Source organism: Streptomyces sp. B6B3 (assembly GCF_039871525.1).
In the GTDB taxonomy this organism is placed as follows: domain Bacteria; phylum Actinomycetota; class Actinomycetes; order Streptomycetales; family Streptomycetaceae; genus Streptomyces.
In genome coordinates this window covers 79,263-102,176 of record NZ_JBDPLU010000027.1, presented here as the reverse complement: position 1 = coordinate 102,176, position 22,914 = coordinate 79,263, and the positions used below count along the sequence as shown (strand labels likewise).

Genomic DNA, 22,914 nt, shown 5'->3' with positions numbered 1-22,914 from the left:
CACCCCCCGCGAAACCCGCCACCCGCTGGTCCGTGGGCAGTTCGGCGGCGTCGGTGCTGCCCACATCCAGGGCGGTCCGGCCGAAGTACTGCTGGTAGTCGGCGACGTGGCGAGACCGCAGCTCGTCATATGACCGGTCGCCCGCCGCCAGCAGGGGGTCGAGCGCACGGCCGTTCTGGTCGCCGGTCAGGTCCTGGTAGCTGGTGTAGTTGCTGCCGATCGAGACCAACAGGGTCACGTCGTCGGCACCGCTGACGGTCAGGGTCCCGTTCGCGCTGGTGACCGTGCCGCCGGTGTTCCGCACGGTGGCCAGTGCCCGGAACCGCACCTGCCCGGTGACTCCCTCCCAGTTCCCCGTGCTTCCGTCCAGCCCGATCGTCAGCGGGTCCGGCGAGTGGTCGGAGCTGGACTGAGGGCTGTCGAAGGCCGCCGAGAACGAGATGCGGCCGGCGGCGTCGGCCGTCAGCCGGATCACGATGACCTGGTCGGCGGCGCTGGCGAAGGTCTCCCGGGTGTAGGTGACGCCGTCGCGGGTGAAACGGGTCAGGGCCACGGCGGTGGTGAGGTCGAGCTCCCGCCGGTAGTCACTGGCCGCCCCGCCGGAGGGGAACGTCAGCACCAGGTCGCCGACCGTCTGGTAGGGCAGTTCGCCGAGCGGATCGCCCATGAAGCTGCCGTCGATCAGCGACTGGGCACCGCCCCAGTCCCCGGCGAACACCCGGCGTCTGATCTCCTCCAGGTTGCCCAGGCCGTTGGGGTTGGCGGGGTCGTACGGCCCGCCGGCCCAGATCGTGTCCTCGTTGAGCTGGAGCCGCTCGGCGGCGACGCCGCCGAAGACCATGGCACCCAACCGGCCGTTGCCGATCGGCAACGCCTCCAGCCATTCGGTCGCCTCGCCGGGGTACCACAGGCGCAGCTGATGCTCCTGGAGAGGCCGGCCGGTGCTGGTCGTGTCCGCGGGGGAGACGCCGGGTTCCGCGGTGTGCTCGGCCGTCGGCATGGCCGAGGCCGTACCCGTGGCCGCACCGACGCCGGCCACGCCGGCGGCGGAGAGGGCCAGGAAGTTCCTGCGATTCGTGCGTGGGGACATCGACGACTCCTCTGTCGGGTGGCGCGTCGGAATCGGTGCAGGACTGCGGGGCACGAGCCGGTCGGAAGCCGGGGCCGGGTGGTCGGACCTCTCGGCCTCGCGACAGACGTGTGAGGGCGCCCGCCCAGGGCCAGCCGCGGGTCGCTGGAGGGTCGACAAACTGACCCTGGGAGGCACCTCCGCCGTACCGCTGCGGTTCGCCGGCTCCGAATGCCGAGACGGCTCCCCCGGGCGGCCAACCGCACCGGCACGACGAGTTGTTGGAGCGCGTGACTACTCCATGACCGATTCCCAGCTGGTCCCGTTGGCGGTGGCGCCGGCGGGGAGGCGGTCGCGGGCGGCGGTGTCGCCGTACAGGCTCCACCGGAACCAGTCGAGGAAGGTGTTCTCGGTCTGGGCGTAGGTCGGGAAGCCCGGGACGAGGTACCCGCCGTGGTCCGCTCCGAGGTGGGTGAGGAACGCCTTGGGCGCGGCGAGTTCCGAGTACGCCTGGCGGGCCGAGGAGATCTGGCAGGTCGGGTCCTGGTCGCCGTGGATGAACAGCACGTTGGCGAACGCGCTGGTGGGGTTGCCCATGTCCACGCAGGCGATGGGTACGGCGGCGGCGATCCGGTCGTCCGGCCAGGCGCTGACCAGGCCGTGGGTGGTCATGCCGCCCATGGAGTGGCCCGAGACGCCGACACCGGCCGCCGTGTCGATGTGCCCGGCGAGCGGGTCGCCCGAGGCGTTGTTCAACGCCAGCGTCTGGGTGATGACCTCGGAGACGTCCCTGGACCACTCGCCGCCGTAGACGCTCCCGATGTTGGTGTTGTCCGAGAAGGACGGGGCGGGGCAGATGAATCCGGCGGAGGCCAGGCCGTGGGTCTGGGACGCGTAGCAGTCGGAGTTGCAGCCCATGCCGTGGCTGAACTCGGCGATGGGGAACACGCCGTCGGCGACGGGGGCGTTGGGGATCGGGTCGCCGCCGGGGCTGCCGGCCGTCGGATAGAACACCTTGGTGAACAGGCTGCGCCCGCCGCGGGACCAGGAGTACTCCCGTACTCCGATCGCGAAGGGCTGGGTGGGTGCCTGCCCGGCACTGCGGAACGCGCGTGCCTGCACCGGCGCGGCGCCGACCAGGGCCGCGCTCATGCCGACCACGCCGGCCGCGCCGAGACCCAGGAGCGTGCGTCGTCGCATCGTCATGGGTGACTCCTTCATGTGTGGGGGGATGCGTCACTCCGTGAGGCTCCGGCTGCCGGAGGCCCGAACCCACGAGAGCGTGTCAGCGACCGTCGTCGGAGTGGGTGACCACGACCACGCACCGCGGGCGTGAGCGGAAACGACGTGCGGAAACGAGCATGGCGACTCCGTGGCGGCTCTGCCGGAGGGCCCATCCACGGGAGCATCGCCTGTCCATGGTGTCCGGCACGGTGGCGTGTGGGGGGACCTCACCGGAACGAAAAACTGATGGTGCGCGTGCGTGTCGTGCCATGGCCTGTGGGACGGGCACAGGTCGGTACGACCAGTTCCGCACGACCGGCATATCGAACGCCGACTGACTGGTCGCACCGCCAGGATGCTAGACCCTCCGGGCAAGAGTCAACATACGTCGTACGGATTTTCTCCCAAGTCGCCTTTCCCTGGCCAATTTTGCGACCAGACAGGGGCAAACCCCACTGCAGCCCCGACATTACGGTACGCGTGCGCCCACGATGACTCTGACCCGTCATACGTCCTATTGCAGTTCGTTGGCCTTCGTGGTTTCGTTGGGGCGAGCAGGGGCGCTGCGAATCGGAGTTGTCATGGCCATGGACGTGGCCCGACGAAGGATCCCGGACCCGCGGGACATGAGTGCCGCCAGACCGCGTAGCTCACGCCGTCGGTGTCGGCGAAGCCGCCGGCTCACCGCGGGCCGACACCACGAGCTGCGGCCGGCGGGCCACGCGCACGCGGGCCGACGGGGCTGTCCCGCGGGCGACCGCAGACCCTCCCGACAGGTCGGGAGGAACACTCCCGCCGCCTGAGCTCAGCGGCCCGCGCCTCGCCGCACCGCGCTCGGTACCAACCCCCCACATCGCGCCCCCACGCCCCCGGCAGGCCCACGGCCGGTCACGCGGTGCGGTCAGGAGCCGCGGCGCCGTCACTCAGACCACCACTCCGGACAGGGGTCCTCCCCCTGTCTCCCCCACCGGAAGAAAGAGGTTCCACGTGATCAGCAGTTCGCCCATGCGGCGCGGGCGCCGGCTCGTCCGGCTCTCGGTCGCCGTCGTGGTGACCGGCGGGCTGGCGGCGGCGGGCGTCGTCATGTCCACCGGCTCCGCCACGGCCCAGGCCGACACCCTCGGCGCCGCCGCGGCCCAGAGCGGCCGGTACTTCGGTGCCGCCATCGCCCCCAACTTCCTCGGCGAGGCCGACTACGCGTCCACGCTGAACACCGAGTTCAACAGCGTCGTGGCCGAGAACGCCATGAAATGGGACGCCACCGAGCCCAACCAGGGCCAGTTCAGCTTCAGCGGCGGTGACGCGATCGTCGCCCACGCGCAGAGCCAGGGCATGTCCGTGCGCGGCCACACCCTGGTCTGGCACGCCCAGCAGCCCGGCTGGGTCCAGGGCCTGACCGGCGACAGCCTGCGCCAGGCGATGGTCGACCACATCACCGGCGTCGCCAGCCACTACGCCGGACAGATCTACTCCTGGGACGTGGTCAACGAGGCGTTCGAGGAGGACGGCAGCCGCCGGCAGTCCAACCTCCAGCAGCAGATGGGCGACGGCTGGATCGAGGAGGCGTTCCGGGCCGCCGACGCCGCCGATCCCGACGCCAGGCTCTGCTACAACGACTACAACCTGGACGGCGTCAACGCCAAGAGCGACGGGGTCTACGCGATGGTCGAGGACTTCCTCGCCCGCGGCGTGCCCATCGACTGCGTGGGCATCCAGACCCACCTCAGCCAGGACTCCGACCTCAGCACCTACCAGGAGAACCTGCAGCGCTTCTCCGACCTCGGCGTCGACGTGGAGATCACCGAACTGGACGTCGGCGGCTCCGGTAGCGCGCAGGCCGACGTCTACCGGACCGTCACCGAGTCCTGCGTGGCCGTCGCCCGCTGCACCGGCATCACCACCTGGGGCATCACCGACAAGTACTCCTGGCGCGGTCAGGACACCCCGCTGCTGTTCGACGCCAACTACCAGAAGAAGGAGGCCTACACCGCCGTGTTGGAGGCGCTGAACGCCGCCGGCGGTGCCAGCGGCGAACGGGACGACCAGCCCGACGCGGCCGCGTACGACCAGATGGCACGGCGGGAGAGCGTCCCGGTCCCCGGCCTCGTCTGAGCCCCGAACCGCGACCATCCCAGTCACCAGGGGCGGGCCACCCGCGTCCGCCACGCGGCGGTGCGTCCCGCCCCTGGTGCCCCGGCCGTCCCGCTCCCCCACCCCAGCCGTCCGGCCACCGTCACGCGCCGTCCCGGCGCTCGGCCGGCGTGAAGAAACAGGTGACCACCCGTCACCTGAGAACAGCCACCAGAGAACCCTTCTGAAAGGAAGGAACGCAATGAGCCGCACCAACCCCCCACGGCACCGCCGAGGTCGGCGGCCCGCGCTGTACGCGGGCGCGCTGGTATCCGCGGTCGCCCTCACCGCGGGCACCCTGAGCCTCGCCTCTGCCGACGAGGGCCCGGTCACCTTCGAGCGGGTGGACAACCCCTACCAGGGCGCGGGCGTGTACGTGAACCCCGACTGGTCCGCCAACGCGGAGGCCTCGGGCGGGTCCGCGGTCGCCGACCAGCCCACCGGAGTGTGGCTGGACCGGATCGCGGCCATCACGGGCGGCTCCGCCGGCAACAGCACCGGCCTGGAGGAGCACCTGCAGCGCGCCGTGGAGCAGGCCAACGGCGAGCCGTACGTGTTCCAGATGGTCACCTACAACCTGCCAGGCCGTGACTGCTCGGCCCTCGCCTCCAACGGCGAACTCGGTCCGGACGAGATCGACCGGTACAAGACGGAGTTCATCGACCCGATCGCGGAGATCGTCGGCGAGTACGCCACGGCGAACCCCAACCTCCGCATCGTGAACATCGTCGAGATCGACTCGCTGCCGAACCTCATCACCAACACGGGCTCCGCCGAGACGGCCACCGACGAGTGCAACGAGATGCTCGACAACGGCAACTACCAGGAAGGCGTCTCGTACAACGTCGGCACGCTCGGCGAGTACGAGAACGTCTACAACTACCTGGACGCCGGCCACTGGGGCTGGCTCGGCTGGGACACCAACTTCCAGCCGGCCGCCGACCTGTTCAACGAGGTCATCAACACCGCCCCGTCCAGTCCCGACAAGGTCGCGGGCATCGCGGTGAACGTCGCCAACTACGGTTCGCTCGAGGAGCCCAACTTCTCGATCGACGAGACGATCGGCGGCACCCCGGTCCGCCAGTCGGAGTGGATCGACTGGAACCAGTACACCAACAACACCGACTTCGGCCTGGACTTCGCCGCCGCGGTGGATGGTAACCACGGTCTGATCATCGACACCTCGCGCAACGGCTGGGGTCCTGAGCTCCCGGGTCCCGGCCCGGAGACCAGCGTCGACGAGTACGTCAACGAGGGTCGGGTCGACCAGCGGATCCACACCGGCAACTGGTGCAACCAGTCCGGTGCCGGCCTCGGTGAGCGGCCGCAGGCCGCGCCCGCCTCGGGTATCGACGCCTACGCCTGGATCAAGCCCCCGGGGGAGTCGGACGGCTCCAGCGAGGAGATCCCGAACGACGAGGGCAAGGGCTTCGACCGGATGTGCGACCCGACGTACGAGGGCAACCCGCTCAACCAGAACCACATGTCCGGTGCCCTGGGCGGAGCCCCGCTCTCCGGCCACTGGTTCGAGGCGCAGTTCCAGGAGCTCATGGAGAACGCCTACCCGCCCCTGTGATCTCCGCGATCGGCTGACAGAGCCTGGCTGAACCCGACGGAGGTCCGAGGATCCCCGCGCCACTCGCCTCCGGTGTCCCAGGCACCGGGGGCGAGACGCGTCGGATGCCACGCACCTGATCCCGCGTGACCCGCCCCCGCGCGCTCGCCGGCGTCTTCCGAGGGTCACCCGACGGCCTGTGTCCTTCCTCGCCTCCACAGGCCGTCGCACCGGTGGCCCGACAGGGGACGCGGGCCTGCCCAGAAGGCTGACCCAGAAGGAAGGGAAGACCATGTCCCATCTCCCCACCACACCCACGACCGGCGAGGGCCGATTCACCGCACCCGGCGCCCGTTCCCACCGCCGCCGGCGCCGCGCCCTGGCGGCCACGCTCGCCGCCCTCGTCGCCGTGCCAGTCGCGGCGCTGACGTCCGCGGCGGCCGAGCCCGACGCGGGGCCGGCGGCCGAGCCCGCTCCGTTGGCCGCCGCCGACTTCAGGGGCGTGAACTGGGCCATGCCCGGCGACAACTTCACCGACGGACCCGTCGTCCCCGAGGGACTGAGCGAGTCCGACAGCTACGACACCGTCAAGGCCAAGGCCGCCGCCGTCATCGAGGGCTTCGCGAGCACGATCGACGCCAACACCGTCCGGCTGCCCATCAACACCCAATCCGTCCCGGGCACCGCCTGGGGCGACCGCTACGCCGGAGCCGTCGACGCCGCCACCGAGGCCGGCTTCAACGTGATCCTCTCCTACTGGGAGGACGGCGCTTCCTCCGGCGGAAGGATCGTCGACACGGAGGCCTTCAACGCGATGTGGGACGCGGCCACCACCCGGTGGGAGTCCAACAGCCGGGTCCACTTCGAGCCGATGAACGAACCCCACGGCTACAGCGCCGGCGACTGGGCCAACATCGCCGCCACCTGGATCACCGACCGCCCGTCGATCCCCGCGGAGCGCGTCTTCGTCAGCGGTTCAGGATTCAACCAGGACGTCACCGGCGTCTGCGCCGACAGCCGCCTCGACGGGACCTACCTCTCGCTCCACTCGTACACGTTCTTCCACGGCGAGATGACCTACGACCAGTGGATGAGCACCCTCGCCGCCCGGATCGGGAACTGCGGATCACGCACCGTCCTGGACGAGTTCGGCGCCCCGACGGACGACGGCCGCAACTACAACGACGCCAACAGCACCGACAACTTCGTCCGCTACATCCGCGCCGCCACCGACACCGTCCGCAACCACGACATGGGCGCCGTCTACTGGCCCGCCCTCGGCGGCAAGCACACCCAACGCCCCGACTACGACTGGTACTCCCTCTACGCCCTCGAAGGCAGCGGCACCAACCTGACCCTCCGCGTACGCAGCACCAGCATGGTCGACCGACTCCACCACGCCTGGGGCATCTGACAACCCACGGCAACCACACCCCACACGGCCTGACCAACGCCCAAGCCCCCGCCCAACTCCGCCGAACGCCGCCGGGCACCCGTGCCGCGCCACGCCTCGGCACAGCGGTGCCCGGCGGTCCCGGCCCGTCCACGTTCGAGGGGATCGTCGAAGTGGTTGTCGAAGCGCTTCGACGCTAGTGGGAGCCTCGCCCGCGCCCCCGGGCCATCCGACAGCGGCCCGAAGCCCCCAGGCCCTGTCCGGCGGATCTTCGCGGGCCCGCGACTCCCCCAGACTCCGTCCGGGAGGTGCCCCCATTCGTACGAGTGGCGATCCGGCGCCTTGCGACGCACGGCGTCATGGGGGCACCTCCCAGGCCTCAAGGGCCTGGGGAGCCGCAGGCTGACCCTCCCCCAGCTTGGAAAGCTGGGAGGTGCCCCCATCGATCCACCGGACAGGACCTAGTCCTGCCGGTCGCATCGCGACCGGACCGGCTCATCCCACTTCTGCCTCAGGGCTTGTGCGCCCCGCGGTTCCGCCCTACTCTCGCCGGAATCGAAGCGCTTCGATCACTCATATGACGTCTGTCGCGCCTGCCGTCGGTTCCGTCGCCGAACGGCATGGAGCACCACGGCGGACGCGGCCGATCGGTTCACCCGTCACTCTCGCCACCGTCGACGGGCGTCACCCGTCTACCCCCACAGAAACGGGACGACTTGTGAAACCTCGAAAGCACAGGCTCCTGATCGCCCTCGTGGCGGTCCTCCTCGGTCTCGCGGCGCTGCCGGCGACCGCCCTGGCCTCGAAATCGGGCGACGAGACGGCCCCGAGGCCGCAGGAGATGTCCGCGGCGCAGGAGACGGTCGCGGCGATGCAGCCGGGCTGGAACGTGGGCAACACCATGGACGCCATCCCCGACGAGACGTCGTGGGGCAACCCGCGGATCACCCGTGAACTGCTCGCCGCCGTACACGAACAGGGCTTCAACAGCATCCGGCTCCCCGTGACCTGGACCGACCACCAGGGCGGGGCACCGGACTACACGATCGACCAGGCCTGGCTGGACCGGGTCGAGGAGGTCGTGAACATCGCCCTGGACGAGGGCCTGTACGTCCTGCTCAACACCCACCACGACTCCTGGCAGTGGATCCACCAGATGCCGGCCCAGCACGACACCGTGATGGCCCGCTACACCGCCACCTGGACCCAGATCGCCGAGAGGTTCCGTGACGCCCCACCGGAGCTGCTGTTCGAGAGCGTCAACGAGCCGCAGTTCGAGGGCAGTTCCGGCGAGGCGCAGGAGCACGAGCTGCTGGACGAGCTCAACACCAGCTTCCACTCGATCGTGCGCGACTCCGGCGGCACCAACGCCACCCGCGTCCTGGTCCTGCCGACCCTGCACACCAACGCCGACCAGGACAAGCTCGACCCCCTGGCGGACACCATCGCCGCCCTGGACGACCCCAACATCGCGGCGACCATCCACTACTACGGCTTCTGGCCATTCAGCGTGAACATCGCCGGCTACACCCGCTTCGACGCGGAGTCACAGGCCGACCTCACCGGCTCCTTCGACCGGGTCCACGACACGTTCGTCTCCCAGGGCATCCCGGTGATCCTCGGCGAGTACGGCCTGCTCGGCTTCGACAAGAGCCTCGACACCGTCGAGCGCGGGGAGATGCTGAAGTTCTTCGAACTCTTCGGCTCCTACGCCCGCCAGAAGCAGATCACCACCATGTGGTGGGACAACGGCCAGCACCTCGACCGCGACTCGTTCGCATGGCAGGACCCGGCCCTGTTCCAGCGGATCGAGTCGAGCTGGACCACGGACTCCGCCACGGCCTCCACCGACCAGGTCTTCGTCCCCGCCGGCGAGCAGCCCACGGACGCCACGGTCACGCTGAACCTCAGCGGCAACACCCTCACCTCCATCGCCAACGGGTCGGAGACGCTCACCGAGGGCCAGGACTACACCGTCAGCGGTGACCAGCTGACGATCACGGGCGCCGCGCTGGCCCGCCTCACCGAGGGCCAGGGCCACGGCGTCAACGCCACGCTGTCGCTGCGGTTCTCCGGCGGGCTGCCCTGGGACGTGAACGTCATCACCTATGACACCCCCGTGCCGCAGGACGCCACCGGCACCACCAGTTCCCTGGCCATCCCGACGGCGTTCAACGGCGACCGGCTGGCCACCATGGAGGCGGTCTACGCCGACGGCACCAACGCCGGCCCGCAGAACTGGACGTCGTACAAGGAGTTCGCCACCACGTTCGCGCCGGACTACGCCGCCGGCCGGATCACCCTGACCGAGGCGTTCTTCGCCGAAGTCACCGACAACTCCACCGTCAACCTGACGTTCCACTTCTGGAGCGGCGAGACCGTCACCTACACCCTGACCAGGTCCGGCAGCACCATCACGGGCACCGCGACCTGATCCCCCATGCGCCGGGCCCGGCGATCCACCTGGACGGGATCGCCGGGCCCGGTCCTTCTCGCCTTCTCGCCATGTGTCTTCCTCCCCGACCACCAGGCCCGGGAGGTCAGCCGGACCCCAGGGCCGCAGGCCCGGGATCCGCTCAAACAACCAGTTCGGCGTCAGCTACCAGTGACGACGTGTGGCTCCGGCGATATGCGAGAACGCCGGAGCCACACGAAGGGCGGCCAGTGGAGAGCGTGCGCGGCGAGAAGGTGCCCGGCCCTGGCGCCGGCGCGGTGCGCCGGCGCCGAGGCGGCTGTCACACGATTCTCGTCAGTACCCGAAGATCATCTTGTAGGCGACCTCCGGCAGGAACTGCCCGGCCGTGGAACCCCCTCCGACACCGCAGTCGCCGTCGGACTCACCGGGGGTCTTGATCCACAGCAGCATCTCGGCGCCGTTGCCCCCCTCCTGGGTGGGTGTGCCGATCTTCCGGCCGCCGGGGTTGCACCACTCGCCGTTGGCGCCGTTGCCGTTGCGGCTCGTGTCCACGACGAACGGCTTGCTGTAGCCGTGGCGCTGGCTCAGCACCTGGTTGACGCTGCCGGCGTAGGAGGCGTTCTCCGCGGTGGGGAAGTAGTTCGAGACGTTGAGGGAGAAGCCCCTGGCGAGGCTGAGCCCCGAGGCGTTGAGGCGATCGGCCATGGTCGAGGCGTCGACCCAGCCGGGGTTGCCCGCGTCGAGGTAGACCCAGGCGTTCGGCGCCTTGGACCGGAACTGCGAGAGGGCGTTGGTGAGCATGTTCTGGCGCTCGTTGATCTGGTCCTGGGTCATGCAGTTGTAGTCGCCCAGGGCGTCGGGTTCGAGGATGACGACGGCCGGTCGGCTGCCGATTCCGCTGGCGAAGGCGGAGATCCAGTTCGCGTACTCGGACGGGGACGCGGCTCCGCCTCCCGAGTGCCCACCGCAGGCGTCGCGGCCGTACATGTTGTAGGCGACGAGGATCGGCAGCTTGTCGGCGGACTGGGCCGCGCCGACGAAGGAGCCGGCGGCGGAGCCGATGTCGCCGCTCCAGGAGCCGAACCAGCGGGCCGCCGGGACGTTGGCGATGGAGTTGCGGATGGCGGAGGCCCGCCCGTCACCGGGGTTGGCTGCCGACCAGACGGCGGGGCTGGAGTTCGGGTCGACGTAGAAGCCGCTGGTCATGGCGAGCGGGTCGGGCGCCGCCTGCGCGGACGGCGACGAGCCGAGGAACAGTGGCAGGGCGAGAAGCCCCGCCACCGCCCCGCGTAGCAGTGTGCGCATCGATGTACCTCATTCGTGGGGAGGGAAGCGCCACGCGGCTCTCGTCCCGAGCCCGCGAGGCGGGGTGCGATGGCGCCGGGCCGCGGCACCAGGGCGTGTCGGACGCCGAGGGCCGAGAAGGCCGAGATTTGGGAGCGCTCCCAGCTCGCTGGGGCGACCCAAGGGGGTACGTCGGTATGGTGTGTGACCTGTTGAGCGCTGTCAAGACATGAAACACGCCGCCCTTCGCTCGCCTTCGGGAAGCCGTCAAGACCACCGAAACTGGAAGCGCTTCCACGCCCCGGGAGGTAGCATCTCGGCATCCACAGCGAGAGGGGGCCCGCCGTCCATGACAGACGTGCCGCGCCGGCAGCCCACACTGGACGAGGTGGCCGAGCGGGCCGGCGTCTCACGTTCCGCGGCCTCCCGGGCGCTCAACAACGCCCCGCACGTCAGCCGCGCCAAGCGCGAGGCGGTCCACCGTGCCATCAGGGAGCTCGGCTACGTGCCGAACACCACGGCACGGGCGCTGGCGACCCGCCAGCGGGGCGCGGCCGCCCTCGTCATCTCGGGAGAGACCCCGTCGATCTTCGCCGACCCGTTCTTCGCCAGGGTGATCGTGGGCGCCTCCGCCGCCCTGGAGGAGGCCGACCTGCACCTGATGCTGTGTCTGGCGGCCGCCGACCGCGGCCGACGGCGGCTGGAGGAACTGCTGCGCGCCCGAGGCGTCGACGGCGTCATGCTGATGGCCGTGCGGGAGAACGACCCGGTGTTGCACATCGCCCGGGAGACGGAGCTGCCCGTGGTCTTCGGCGGGCGCCCGGCGGGTTACGAACCGCCGTGGTACGTCGACGCCGACAACGTGGGTGGCGCACGCCAGGCCACGGAGCACCTGCTCGCCCGCGGCCGGAGGCGGGTGGCCCTGATCTGCGGGCTGCTGGACACCGAGGTGAGCCGTGCCCGCCACCGCGGCTACCGGGAGGCCATGATCCTGGCCGGGCTGGAGCCCTTCGCCCCGGAGATCGGGGACTTCACCGAGCCCAGCGGGGCCAGCGCCATGGCCGAACTGCTGAAACGGCACCCGGACGTGGACGGGGTGTTCGCGGCCAACGACAACATGGCGGCCGGCGCCCTCCGCGCGCTGCGCGGCGCCGGCCGGGTCGTCCCCCGCGACGTCGCCGTCGTGGGTTTCGACGACCTCGACATCGCGCGGATCGCCGAACCGTCGCTGACCACGGTGCACCAGCCCATCGAGGCGCTGGGCCGCGAGACGGCACGCATGCTCGTCGCGCTCATCGCCGGCGAGGCACCCAGTCCGCTGATCCTGCCGACCCACCTGGTCAGTCGCTCCAGCAGCTGACCAGGTGGGAAAGCGTGGCAGGAACTTCTGTGAGAACGTATGACGACTGATGGGAGCCAACGATGCTGGCAGCCAGAGGAGTTGGAACGCATGGTTGAGAGCCACGGCGAGCCGGGAACGGGCGAGGCGCACGACTGGAGCTGGGCCACCGCCGACCCCGAGCACGTGCCGCCCGAGGTCGACACCAGCAAGCCGAGCATCGCCCGGGTCTACGACGCGGCGTTGGGTGGCAAGGACAACTACGCGGTGGATCGCGCGGTCATCGAGGAGGCCCTGAAGATCTCCCCCGCTCCGATCGGGGCGGCACGTGCCAACCGCGACCTGCTCATCCGCGGCGTGCGCCACCTCGCCCGCCAGGGGATCGACCAGTTCCTCGACCTCGGCTCGGGTCTGCCGTCCGCGCAGAACACCCACCAGGTCGCGCAGGCGGAGAACCCGAACGCGCGGGTGGTCTACGTCGACAACGACCCCATCGTGCTCGCCCACGGCCAGGCCCTGCTGGCCCGCAACGCCAGCACCCGGGTCGTCACCGCCGACCTGCTCGACGTGACCGACGTGCTCGACCATCCCGATGTCGTCGGCTTCCTGGACTTCTCCCGCCCCATCGGCCTGGTGATGCTCTCGGTGGTCCACCACATCCTGGACGAGGAGGACCCGGTGGGCGTGGTCAACGCCTACAAGGCCCGCATCGCCCCCGGCAGCTACCTCTTCCTCTCCCACTTCTGCGACAGCTTCCCCGAGGCACGCGCCCTGAAGGACGTCCTGCTGCGCGCCATCGGCCGGGGCCAGATGCGCGGCACCGAGGAGATCACCGCCTTCTTCGACGGCTTCGAGCTCCTCGAACCCGGCGTGGTCCCGACGCCCCTGTGGCGCCCGGACACCCCCGTCACCCAACCACTGGACGACAGCGGCCTCCTCATCGCCGGCGGCATGGCCCGCAAACCATGAGTGGGTGTGCGGTCGGGATCATGCGGGAGCGGCGAGAGGAAGTGTGACGCGGTGAGTGTCAAGACGGGGGTCCGGTCGGTGAGTTACTCCGGGCTGCGTGCGGGGAGTGGGCCTCTGGCCTGGGGGCAGCGCGACATCTGGAACAAGATCGGGAATCTCGGTGAGCTGGGGAGCCGGTTCAACCTGGTGTGCGCCGTGGACGTCCCCGACGGCACGGCCGTCGAGAGTCTGCTGGCGGCCGTGGTCGGGATGGTGGAGCGCCACGAGTCGCTGCGTACGCGCTTTTCCGTCGGGCCGGACGGCGAGCCGCGACAGGAGCTCTCCGCGGACGGTGAGATCCCGGTCGGGGTCCGCACGTTGGAGCGGGTGGACACCGCCGCGGTCGCCACGGCATGCGCCGAGATGCAGGGCCAGAGCATCGAGCTCGATGATGTCCCCCTGCGCGTGGAGATACTCACGGACGGCACGGCCCCCCGGTCGCTGATCGTCTGCGTCTCGCACCTGCTCTGTGACGGGGTCGGCCTGGCGGTGCTCCGCCGTGAACTGAGCGACTTCCTGAGCTCCGGCGCGTTCCCGCGAGACGACGGGGCGGCGCGCCCGCAGCCACTGGACCGGGCGGCCTTCGAGCAGTCCCCCGCGGGGCGGCGCGTCAACGAACAGGCGCTCGCCTACTGGCGGTCCCAGGTGGAGCGCTACCCCGCGAGGCTGTTCCCCCCGCCCTCGCACACCGAGTCCGTTCCCCGGTACCGCTCGGGCGTGGTCCGGTCCCCCGTCATCTCGGCGGTGCCCAAGCTGACGGCCCGGCGTCACAGGGTGTCGCCCAACGCGGTCGGCGTCGCGGTCTGGGCCCTGCTGATCGGACTGCTCGCCGAGTCCGACCGCAGTGTGCTGCACCTCATCTGCGCCAACCGCGCCCGCCCCGGGGACAGGCAGGCGGTGGAACAGCTCGCGCAGTGCGTCCCGATCGTGATCGACCTGGACCACGGCTCCTTCGCTGAGCTCTTCCGGGACGTCCACCGGCAGTGCATCAAGGCCTACAGCCACGCCATGTACTGCCCGGTCCAGGCCGGACGCGTCGTCACCGACCTGGCTCCGCCCGGGACGCATCCCGACCGTTCGCGCTGTCTGGTCAATCCCCTGTTCGGCGTCTTCGACCCGTCCCCGGGCGGCGCGGACCTGCCCCCGGACGGCGCGGACGCCTCCCTTCCGGCCATGGCGGCGTCAGCCACGGTCGAGTGGTCCGGCGGGACCTCGCGCGACGACGTCACCGGCTTCGTGCGCCTGGGCCCGAACGACGAGGCTCTCCTCCAGGCCGACACCCGCGTCTTCCCCCCCGACCTCATCGAACAGGCGCTGCGCGCCGCGCCGGAACTCCTCGTCGCGGGATACCGGGACGACACACCACCCGCGGACGCCGCGCGGCGCGCGCTGACCGGCTGACGGCCGGCCGGCGGACGGCCACCGCCTCCCCTCGGTCAGGGCCGGCCCTGTTCAGCGGGTCGGGCTCAGGTGCAGGAGGCAGGCGGAGGGTGCCGCGGGGAGCGTGACGGTCAGTCGTCCGGAGGTCGGGTCCCAGCTGGCCGGCGTGGCCGTGCCGGTGGCCGTGCCGGTGGCCGTGCCGGGGTCGGGGAAGAGCTGGGTGACCTCGGCGTCCCGACCGGCCAGGGTGGGGAGCGGCAGTTCGGTCCGTTCCCGGCCGCCGCGGCGCCAGACGGCGAGGAGCAGTCCCTCGGTGTCGTCCAGGCCGAGGGCCGCCCAGTCGTCGTACCAGCCGGGCAGGCCCAGCGGCCAGCTCGGCAGCGTGGTGGGCAGCCGGTGGCGCAGGCCGCGGTACACGGTCAGGGCGCGGGCGACCAGTGCGCGCTGTTCGGCGTCCAGGAGGTCGATCCGGCCGCTGAGGTGCACCCGGCCGAGCAGCGAGCTGACCATGGTGAAGGCGTTGAGCTCGGGCGGGTAGTCGGGTTGGGGGTAGGCCCACACGGCGGCCTGTTCCGGGGTGACGCCCGAGGGCGCGGCGGCGGCGATGGGGGCGTAGCACAGCGGGTCCTGCTGGTCGCTGGTGGACTGCAGGGTGGCCCGGGCCAGCAGCGCGTAGTCCATGCGCATGCCGCCGGAGGAGCAGTTCTCCAACACCAGGCCCGGATGCCGGTCCAGCAGCCCGTCCAGCCAGGCGAGGAACGCCCGGTTGTGGCCCAGCAGCCCCGCGCCGGGCGCCTGGCCGCCGGTGTCGGTGCCGGGTCCGGTGGTGATGTTGTAGTCCAGCTTGAAGTAGCCCGCGCCGTGGTCGGCGACCAGCCGGTCGACGACCTCGTCGAGGTGGGCGATGGCGGCCGGGTGGCGGAAGTCGAGCTGGTAGCGGTCCCGGTGGACCACGCGCCGCCCGTCGCGCAGGAAGAACGCCTCGTCCGGGAGCCGTTGGGCGGTGGGGCTGTTGACGCCGACCACCTCCGGCTCCAGCCACAGGCCGGGCACCATGCCGGCGTCCCTGATCCGCCCGGTGATCTCCGCCAGGCCGCCGGGGAAGCGCAGGTCCGACTCGCGCCACTCGCCGACCGTGGACCACCACCCGGCGTCGTCCGCGTACCAGCCGGCGTCGATGACGAAGTACTCCGCGCCCAGCTCGGCCGCCGCGTCGATCAGCGGCAGCAGCTTCTCCCGGGTCGGGTCGCCCATCAGGCAGTTCATGTAGTCGTTGAAGATCACCGGCAGCCGCTCGGTGTCCGGATGCGGCCGGCGGATCGCCCGGCGGTGGGTGGTCAACTGCCGCAACGCGCCCTCAAGGCCCCGGTCGGAGGCGGTCACCGACACCGGCACCGTACGAAAAGCCTCCCCGGGCGCGAGCGTGGCGGACCAGGAGTGCTCCGCCTCGGCCGGCCCCGACAGCCGGACGTGCACCGCGCCCCGGTCATCGTCCAACGACCAGGTCCACGCCCCGTTGTGCTCGATCTGCCACGCCCACGTGTGACCCGAGACGGTGTCGGTGACCGCGCCCATCGGCAACTGCCCGCCGCTGGAACGGCTGTCCGGCATCACCGCCCGATACGCCACCTGGGTGCAGCCCAGCCAGTGTCCGGGGCCGTCGTCGACCAACCCGAGCTGCTCCAGGCTGAACTCCTGCCAACGCAGCTCCGACACCCAGGCGTTGAACGGCAGATGCACCCGCAGGTCACGATGGAGGCGCTCCGCCGTCACCGGCACGTTGAGACTCGCCGCGTGCCGCAACGTGACCGGCCGAGTCCCGTCGTTGACCACGTCGTTGAACGCCTGGACCGTCGCCGTGCCAGGACGGTGCCGCAGTGTCGTGGCCACCACCAGACCCGTCACCGGATCCCGCTGCTCGATCACCAGATCCCGGACACCGTCCTCCCCCACCATCTCCCGGTGACCCACAAGCCGCAGCCGGGAGGCGGTCAGCCACTCGCTCTGCCGCGGCGAGGCGCCCTCCCCGGTGTGCCGCTCGGCGTCCGCGGCCAACTCCACCAGGGCGCTGCCCGCCGGACGCACCCCCGGATCAGCCACCCCCTCGTGGGCCAACCGCTTGACCACCACCGGCCCGTCCTGCGGAAGATCCAGCTCCAACAGCAGCGGCCCCGCCCGCCACACCAACGGATCAGTGGCAGGGGCATCGGTAAAGCGACTCACAGCGTCCTCCGGGACGATGGTGCGGACGAACAGTCGGGCAGGTCAGCGCCCGCCCGGACAGACAACCATGCCACGGCCGGCGGAACTATCCCGGCCCGCGGCTCAGTCCGGACGCCTGGGCGTCCGGCGCTCGGTGCCGCCCGTGGCGGGGTCAGGCTCCGCTGGACGGCGCGCGTGGGCGAGTTCCTCGTTGAGTGCCTGCAGGAAGTCGGCGACGACGGCGAGTTCCTCGTCTGAGAAGCGGGCCTGCGCGGCCCTGGTGCTGCGCGAGAGGGGTTCGAAGTGGCTGCGCGCGAACTCGCGTGCCGCCGGCAGGTAGTGCAGATGGACGACCCTGCGGTCGGCGGCGTCCCGGGACCGGGCGATGTGGCCGGCGCGCTCCAGCCGATCGAGGCAGGCGGTCACGGCCCCCGAGGTCAGGTCGAGTTCCTCCCGCAGGCGACTCGGGGTCATGGCCGTCCCGTCGCGGGCCGGGCCGTCCATGATCGCGGCCAACGCGTGAACGTCGGTGGCGTGCAGGCCCTGGGCGTTGGCGAAGACGTGCGCGAGGCGATTGACCTCCGCGTTGAGTCGGCGCAGCTGCACGGCGAAGAACCGCAGGTCGGGCCCTGCGGCCGGGGCCTCGGGCGAGTGCGCTTCGGAGGTCATGCGCCGATCCTAATATGCCTCAATGATCAAGATACTCAATCGTTGATATATATTGCGGTGCGCACGCGCCCGTAACGTCGACCGGGGACCGGGGACCACCATGAACCGCACGAGCCGACCCGCCCGATGGCTGATTCCGTTGCTCCTGGTCATCACCTGGCTGGTCCTGGGCGGAGTCTTCGGCCCCTACGCCGGGAAGCTGGGCGAGGTGTCAACCAACGACCAGGCCTCGTTCCTCCCGCGGAGCGCCGAGTCGACCCGGGTCATCGAGGCGCAGGAGGCCTTCGACCAGGAGGAGACCCTGCCGGCGATCGTCGTGTGGCTCGCGGACGACGGCGAGGTAACCCCGGCCCAGCGAGAGGCCGCCACCGCCTCGCTGGCCGAGCTGAGGTCCGCCGAGTGGGTGATGGACAGCCCCACTCCCGCGCTGCGCGCCGACGACGGCATGGCGCTGCAGGGCGTCGTCCCCCTGAGCCCCGAGTCGGGGGACGAGCTCGCCGCCGTGCTCGACCAGATCCGCGCCGGCGCCGAGGCGGTCGACGGAACCACGGTGCACATCGCGGGCCCCGCCGCCTCCCAGGCCGATCTGTCCGACGCCTTCGCCGGCATCGACGGTCTGCTGCTCGGCGTCGCCCTCGCCGCCGTCCTCGTGATCCTGCTGCTGGTCTACCGCAGCGTCCTGCTGCCGTTCACGATCATCATCAGCTCGGTCCTCGCCCTCGGCATCGCCTGCGCCGTCGTCTACCTCCTCGCCGACGCCGACGTCGTGCGCGTCGACGGCCAGGTGCAGGGCATCCTCTCCATCCTGGTGATCGGCGCCGCCACCGACTACGCGCTGCTGCTCACGGCCCGCTTCCGCGAGGAACTCGGCCCCGCGAACCCCTGGGCCGCCGCCGTCAAGGCCGTCCGAACCTCCTTCGGGGCCATCGCCGCGAGCGCCGCCACCGTCGCGATGGGCCTGCTCGCCCTGCTGATCAGCGACCTCACCAACAATCGCGCCCTGGGCCCGGTGGGCGCGATCGGCATCGCCTGCGCGGTCATCACCACCGTGACGTTCCTGCCCGCCGTCCTGGCCCTGGTCGGCAGGGCCGCGTTCTGGCCGGCCCGCCCCCGCGCCACCGAACAGGAGACCGGCGGCCACGGCCTGTGGCGCCGCGTCGCCCACTGGGTCGACACCAGGCCCCGACAGCTGTGGGCCGGCACCATCGTGGCCCTGGCCGTCGGCGCCGCCTTCTTCCCCACCCTCAGTTCCGACGGGGTGCCGCTGGACGAGACGTTCGTCCACGACGCCCCCTCGGTCAGCGCCCAGGAAGCCCTCAGCGAGCACTTCCCCGGCAGCTCGGGGCAGCCGGCCGTGATCATCGCCGCCGCCGACCGCGCCGACGAGGTGGTCGCCGCCGCCCGGAACGTCGAGGGCGTCGCGAGCGCCGCGCCCGTGACCGCCGAAGGCCGTCCCGGAGGTGGGGAGCCCTTCGTCGTCGACGGGCTGGTCCGCGTCGACGCCACCCTCGCCGCGAACCCCGACAGCGACGCCGCCAGGAGCACCGTCCGGGACCTGCGGACCGCCCTGGCCGAGGTCGAGGGCGCGGACGCCCTGGTCGGGGGCTACACCGCCCAGCAGTACGACACGCAGCGGACGGCGGAACGCGACCGGCTCGTCATCATCCCCGTGATCCTCGTGATCATCCTCGCCATCCTGATGATCCTGCTGCGCTCGGTTCTGCTGCCGCTCCTGCTGGTGGCCACCGTCGCCCTCAACTACCTGGCCACGCTCGGCATCGCCAGCCTCGTCTTCCAGCACGGGTTCGGTTTCAGCGGCACCGACGCCTCCGTGCCGCTGTACGGGTTCGTCTTCCTCGTCGCGCTCGGCGTGGACTACAACATCTTCCTCATGTCGCGAGTCCGCGAGGAAACCCTGCGCCACGGCACCCGCCAGGGCGTGCTGCGCGGCCTGATCGCCACCGGTGGCGTGATCACGTCGGCCGGCGTGGTCCTCGCGGCCACGTTCGCGGCGCTGATCGTCATTCCCCTGGCCTTCCTGGCCCAACTGGCGTTCATCGTCGCCTTCGGGGTGCTCCTCGACACCATCGTCGTGCGGTCGCTCCTCGTCCCCGCCCTGGTGCGGGACATCGGCCACCTGACCTGGTGGCCGGCCGCGCCGAGAGGTGACCGTGGCGACGGTGCGGGCCGGGGTGGGGTGGACGTAAGCCGTGGCTTACCCGGCTTGACCGGCCGCCTTGCCGACAATCAGAGTTCCCCTGGCTAGCCGAGCACTCACGTCCTTTCCCCACATTCCCACCCGGAGGTCATGGTGAGTGAGCATCGTCCCGCCCGCAGGAGCATTCTGAAGGCCGTCGGCGGGATATCCGCGGCAGCGGCAGTCGGCGGCGGGAGCATTCTGCTGACGGCGTCGTCGGCCGGCGCGGCCGACGACGGATTCGGGCTGCACATCGTGGATCGCGGCGAGAGCGACCCCAGGATGTGGTACTACCGTTTCGCGACCGACGCGATCGAATGGGACCCGGCGATCAACGTCCTGCTCCCCGACGACTACCACACCAGCGGGCGCGCCTACCCCGTCCTCTACCTGTTCCACGGCGGCGGCACCGACCAGGACTTCATCTCCTGGGACCGGGTGGGCATCCGCGCCTGGACCGCCGGCAAGCCGATCATCGTCGTGATGCCCGACGGCGGCCACGCGGGCTGGTACTCGAATCCGGTCAGCTCCAACGTCGGCCCGCGGAACTGGGAGACCTTCCACATCGACCAGATGCGCCCGTGGGTCGAGCAGAACTTCCGAACATTCGCCGAATACGACGGCCGCGCCGTCTCGGGATTCTCGATGGGCGGTTTCGGGGCGCTGAAGTACGCGGCCAAGTATCCCGACCTCTTCGCCGCCGTCAGCGCCCATTCGGGACCGCCGAGCCTCCGGCGCGATTTCGGTGCGGTCGTCCACTGGGCCAACGTGAGCTCCGCCGCGGTCGAGCTCGGCGGTGGCATGGTCTACGGCGCGCCGTGGGACGAGGCGAGGGTCAGCGCCGACAATCCGGTCGAGAACATCGAGAGCTACCGCGACAAGCGGGTCTTCATGGTCGCCGGCGACAGCCCCAATCCGGTCGACCCGTTCGACGTGCTCAACGAGTCCGAGGTGCTGGCCGGCCAGCGGGAGTTCCGGGCGCTGCTCGGGGAGGCCGGCATCCCGCACGAAGGGCTCGAGGAGCCCGGCGGACACGTCATCCGCGAGGACGTGTTCCGCACCGACCTCGACGGCATCATCGGCCGGCTGCGCAAGGCGTGAACGCCGCGACGGCGGCGCGGGACGGCGGCTGATCCGCCGAACGTGACGCCCGTGGCCCGTCGCCCGTCACGGCGGGCCCGGGCGGCGGGCGTCGCGGACCGCACTCGGGCCTCGGTGGTCGAGTTGACACTCCTCGCTATCTTGACGTGAAGACAACTGGTGTTTAGCATCCGGAGAGCCTCACATTTCGCTCCCAAACTCGTATCTCTCGGTAGTCCGCACTCCTCCGGCCACCGTGCCCGCGGCTTGTTCGACGCGTCTCCCTAGTTCCTGGGCTTCCCGTTCCCGGGTGTTCCCGGGGCGGTTCCCCGGGTGACGTGAGCGAGATCCGTCCGCCGCGGCACCGCCCTCGTCACCCGCCGGTCGGGTGCGGTCCACGTGGGAAAGGGCGGTGTCATGAGCCAGCCGGGCCCCCAACGCCTGGGCATCGTCGCCGAGTCGACCCCCGGCGAGACCCGCGTGGCGGCCACCCCGTCAACCACGCGTCAGCTGCGCGCGCTCGGCTACGAGGTGGTGGTCGAACCGGGCGCCGGGACGGCGTCCGGCTTCTCCGACGCCGCCTACGTGGCGGAGGGCGCCCAGCTCGGCGACGCCTGGACGAGCGACGTCGTGCTCAAGATCAACGCGCCGGACGACGCCGAGGTCCGCCGTCTGCGGGACGGGGCCACCCTGATCGGCCTCCTCAGTCCGGCGCTCAGACCCGAGCTCATCGAGTCCCTGGCCGACCGGTCGTTGACCGCGCTCGCCCTGGACGCGGTGCCGCGCATCTCGCGCGCCCAGTCGATGGACGTGCTCAGCTCCATGGCCAACATCGCGGGATACCGGGCGGTCATCGAGGCGGCCCATGTCTTCGGCCGGTTCTTCACCGGACAGGTCACCGCGGCCGGAAAGGTGCCGCCAGCCAAGGTCCTGGTGGCCGGCGCCGGGGTGGCGGGCCTCGCCGCCATCGGTGCGGCGGTCAGCCTGGGCGCGGTCGTGCGCGCCACCGACCCACGCCCCGAGGTCGCCGACCAGGTCCGCTCGTTGGGCGGCGAGTACCTCGCCGTCGAGCCGGCGCGGGAGGCGCAGGCGGCGAGCGGCGACGGCTACGCGAAGGCCACCTCGGCCGAGTACGACCGGCGCGCCGCCGAGCTCTACCGGGCGCAGGCCGCCGAGGTCGACATCGTCATCACCACCGCGCTGATCCCCGGCCGCCCCGCGCCCCGGCTGCTCACCGAGGCGGACGTGGCCGCGATGAAACCGGGCAGCGTGGTCGTGGACATGGCCGCCGCGCAGGGCGGCAACGTGGCGGGCACGGTGCCGGGCCGCGCGATCGTCACCGACAACGGCGTGACCCTCATCGGCTACACCGACCTGCCGGGCCGCCTGCCCGCCCAGGCGTCCCAGCTCTTCGGCACCAACGCGCTCAACCTGCTGAAGCTCCTCACGCCGGACAAGGACGGGCGGCTCGCCCTGGACTTCGACGACGTCGTGCAGCGGTCCGTGACGGTCGTCCGCGACGGCGAGAAGACCTGGCCGCCGCCGCCCGTGAGCGTCTCGGCCGCCCCCACCCAGACCCCAGCCCCGGCCGCCGCGCCCGTGCGGCGGACGTCGCGTTCCACCGCCGCCGTCAGGTACGGGGTGGCCGCCCTCGGGGCCGTGGGACTCTTCCTGCTGACCGCCTTCTCGCCGCCGCAGCTGATCGGGAACTTCACCGTCTTCGCGCTCTCCGTCGTGATCGGCTACTACGTGATCGGAAAGGTGCACCACGCGCTGCACACCCCCCTGATGTCGGTCACCAACGCCATCTCCGGGGTCGTCGTCGTGGGCGCGCTGCTCCAGATCGGCCACGCGGACACGACCGTCACGGTGCTGTCCTGCATCGCGATCCTGCTGGCCAGCATCAACATCTTCGGGGGTTTCGCCGTGACCCGCCGCATGCTCAGCATGTTCTCGAAAGGCTGAGGA

At 71.0% G+C, this 22,914-nt stretch carries 15 protein-coding genes; 10 read left to right on the top strand and 5 right to left on the bottom strand.

The window, feature by feature from the left end; all coding sequences use genetic code 11:
- Together ABGB06_RS35025 and ABGB06_RS35020 are read right to left on the bottom strand one after the other, a co-directional pair.
- The coding region (locus ABGB06_RS35025) for a glycoside hydrolase family 95 protein (RefSeq protein WP_347598091.1) at positions 1-1,090 on the bottom strand (1,090 nt) is incomplete at its 3' end.
- Between the two features lie 273 nt (positions 1,091-1,363).
- Positions 1,364-2,275 (bottom strand): alpha/beta hydrolase, encoded by a 912-nt coding sequence (locus tag ABGB06_RS35020; RefSeq protein ID WP_347598089.1) that lies wholly within the window; start codon positions 2,273-2,275, stop codon positions 1,364-1,366.
- Between the two features lie 1,005 nt (positions 2,276-3,280).
- On the opposite strand from ABGB06_RS35020, the gene ABGB06_RS35015 reads away from it, so the two are divergent.
- The 4 genes from ABGB06_RS35015 (at position 3,281) to ABGB06_RS35000 (ending at position 9,805) form a co-directional block, all read left to right on the top strand.
- A complete protein-coding gene (locus ABGB06_RS35015) occupies positions 3,281-4,405 on the top strand; it encodes an endo-1,4-beta-xylanase (RefSeq protein WP_347598087.1) in 1,125 nt (374 codons plus the stop codon).
- A gap of 220 nt (positions 4,406-4,625) precedes the next feature.
- A complete protein-coding gene (locus tag ABGB06_RS35010) occupies positions 4,626-5,999 on the top strand; it encodes a glycoside hydrolase family 6 protein (RefSeq protein WP_347598085.1) in 1,374 nt (457 codons plus the stop codon).
- Between the two features lie 271 nt (positions 6,000-6,270).
- Positions 6,271-7,392, top strand: a complete 1,122-nt coding sequence (locus ABGB06_RS35005) for a cellulase family glycosylhydrolase (protein WP_347598083.1) — start codon at positions 6,271-6,273, stop codon at positions 7,390-7,392.
- A gap of 733 nt (positions 7,393-8,125) precedes the next feature.
- On the top strand, positions 8,126-9,805 hold the full coding sequence (locus ABGB06_RS35000; RefSeq protein ID WP_347598081.1) for a cellulase family glycosylhydrolase: 1,680 nt from the start codon (positions 8,126-8,128) through the stop codon (positions 9,803-9,805).
- Between the two features lie 315 nt (positions 9,806-10,120).
- On the opposite strand, the gene ABGB06_RS34995 is transcribed toward ABGB06_RS35000, so the two are convergent.
- Positions 10,121-11,092, bottom strand: coding sequence for a glycoside hydrolase family 6 protein (locus ABGB06_RS34995; protein WP_347598079.1), 972 nt, complete (start codon positions 11,090-11,092; stop codon positions 10,121-10,123).
- Positions 11,093-11,420: 328 nt separating this feature from the next.
- Between ABGB06_RS34995 and ABGB06_RS34990 the strand changes: the two genes are divergently transcribed.
- From ABGB06_RS34990 to ABGB06_RS34980, 3 genes are all read left to right on the top strand, one after another.
- Positions 11,421-12,431, top strand: coding sequence for a LacI family DNA-binding transcriptional regulator (locus ABGB06_RS34990; protein ID WP_347598076.1), 1,011 nt, complete (start codon positions 11,421-11,423; stop codon positions 12,429-12,431).
- A 90-nt stretch (positions 12,432-12,521) separates the two neighbouring features.
- Positions 12,522-13,379 carry an SAM-dependent methyltransferase gene (locus ABGB06_RS34985; protein WP_347598073.1) on the top strand — a complete coding sequence of 286 codons (858 nt, stop codon included), beginning with the start codon at positions 12,522-12,524 and terminating at the stop codon, positions 13,377-13,379.
- Positions 13,380-13,430: 51 nt separating this feature from the next.
- Positions 13,431-14,819: a condensation domain-containing protein gene (locus ABGB06_RS34980; RefSeq protein ID WP_347598070.1), complete on the top strand. Its 1,389-nt coding sequence runs from the start codon at positions 13,431-13,433 to the stop codon at positions 14,817-14,819.
- A gap of 51 nt (positions 14,820-14,870) precedes the next feature.
- On the opposite strand, the gene ABGB06_RS34975 is transcribed toward ABGB06_RS34980, so the two are convergent.
- Complete coding sequence (locus ABGB06_RS34975; RefSeq protein WP_347598103.1) at positions 14,871-16,982, bottom strand: glycoside hydrolase family 36 protein; 2,112 nt, start codon at positions 16,980-16,982, stop codon at positions 14,871-14,873.
- A gap of 141 nt (positions 16,983-17,123) precedes the next feature.
- Positions 17,124-17,669: a MarR family winged helix-turn-helix transcriptional regulator gene (locus tag ABGB06_RS34970; protein WP_347598067.1), complete on the bottom strand. Its 546-nt coding sequence runs from the start codon at positions 17,667-17,669 to the stop codon at positions 17,124-17,126.
- Between the two features lie 100 nt (positions 17,670-17,769).
- On the opposite strand from ABGB06_RS34970, the gene ABGB06_RS34965 reads away from it, so the two are divergent.
- From ABGB06_RS34965 to ABGB06_RS34955, 3 genes are all read left to right on the top strand, one after another.
- Positions 17,770-19,935 (top strand): MMPL family transporter, encoded by a 2,166-nt coding sequence (locus tag ABGB06_RS34965; protein WP_347598064.1) that lies wholly within the window; start codon positions 17,770-17,772, stop codon positions 19,933-19,935.
- Between the two features lie 42 nt (positions 19,936-19,977).
- Entirely contained in the window at positions 19,978-20,967 is a 990-nt protein-coding gene (locus ABGB06_RS34960; RefSeq protein ID WP_347598061.1) for an alpha/beta hydrolase-fold protein, read from the top strand.
- 396 nt (positions 20,968-21,363) lie between these two features.
- Complete coding sequence (locus tag ABGB06_RS34955) at positions 21,364-22,911, top strand: Re/Si-specific NAD(P)(+) transhydrogenase subunit alpha (protein WP_347598058.1); 1,548 nt, start codon at positions 21,364-21,366, stop codon at positions 22,909-22,911.
- The last annotated feature ends 3 nt before the right edge of the window (positions 22,912-22,914 follow it).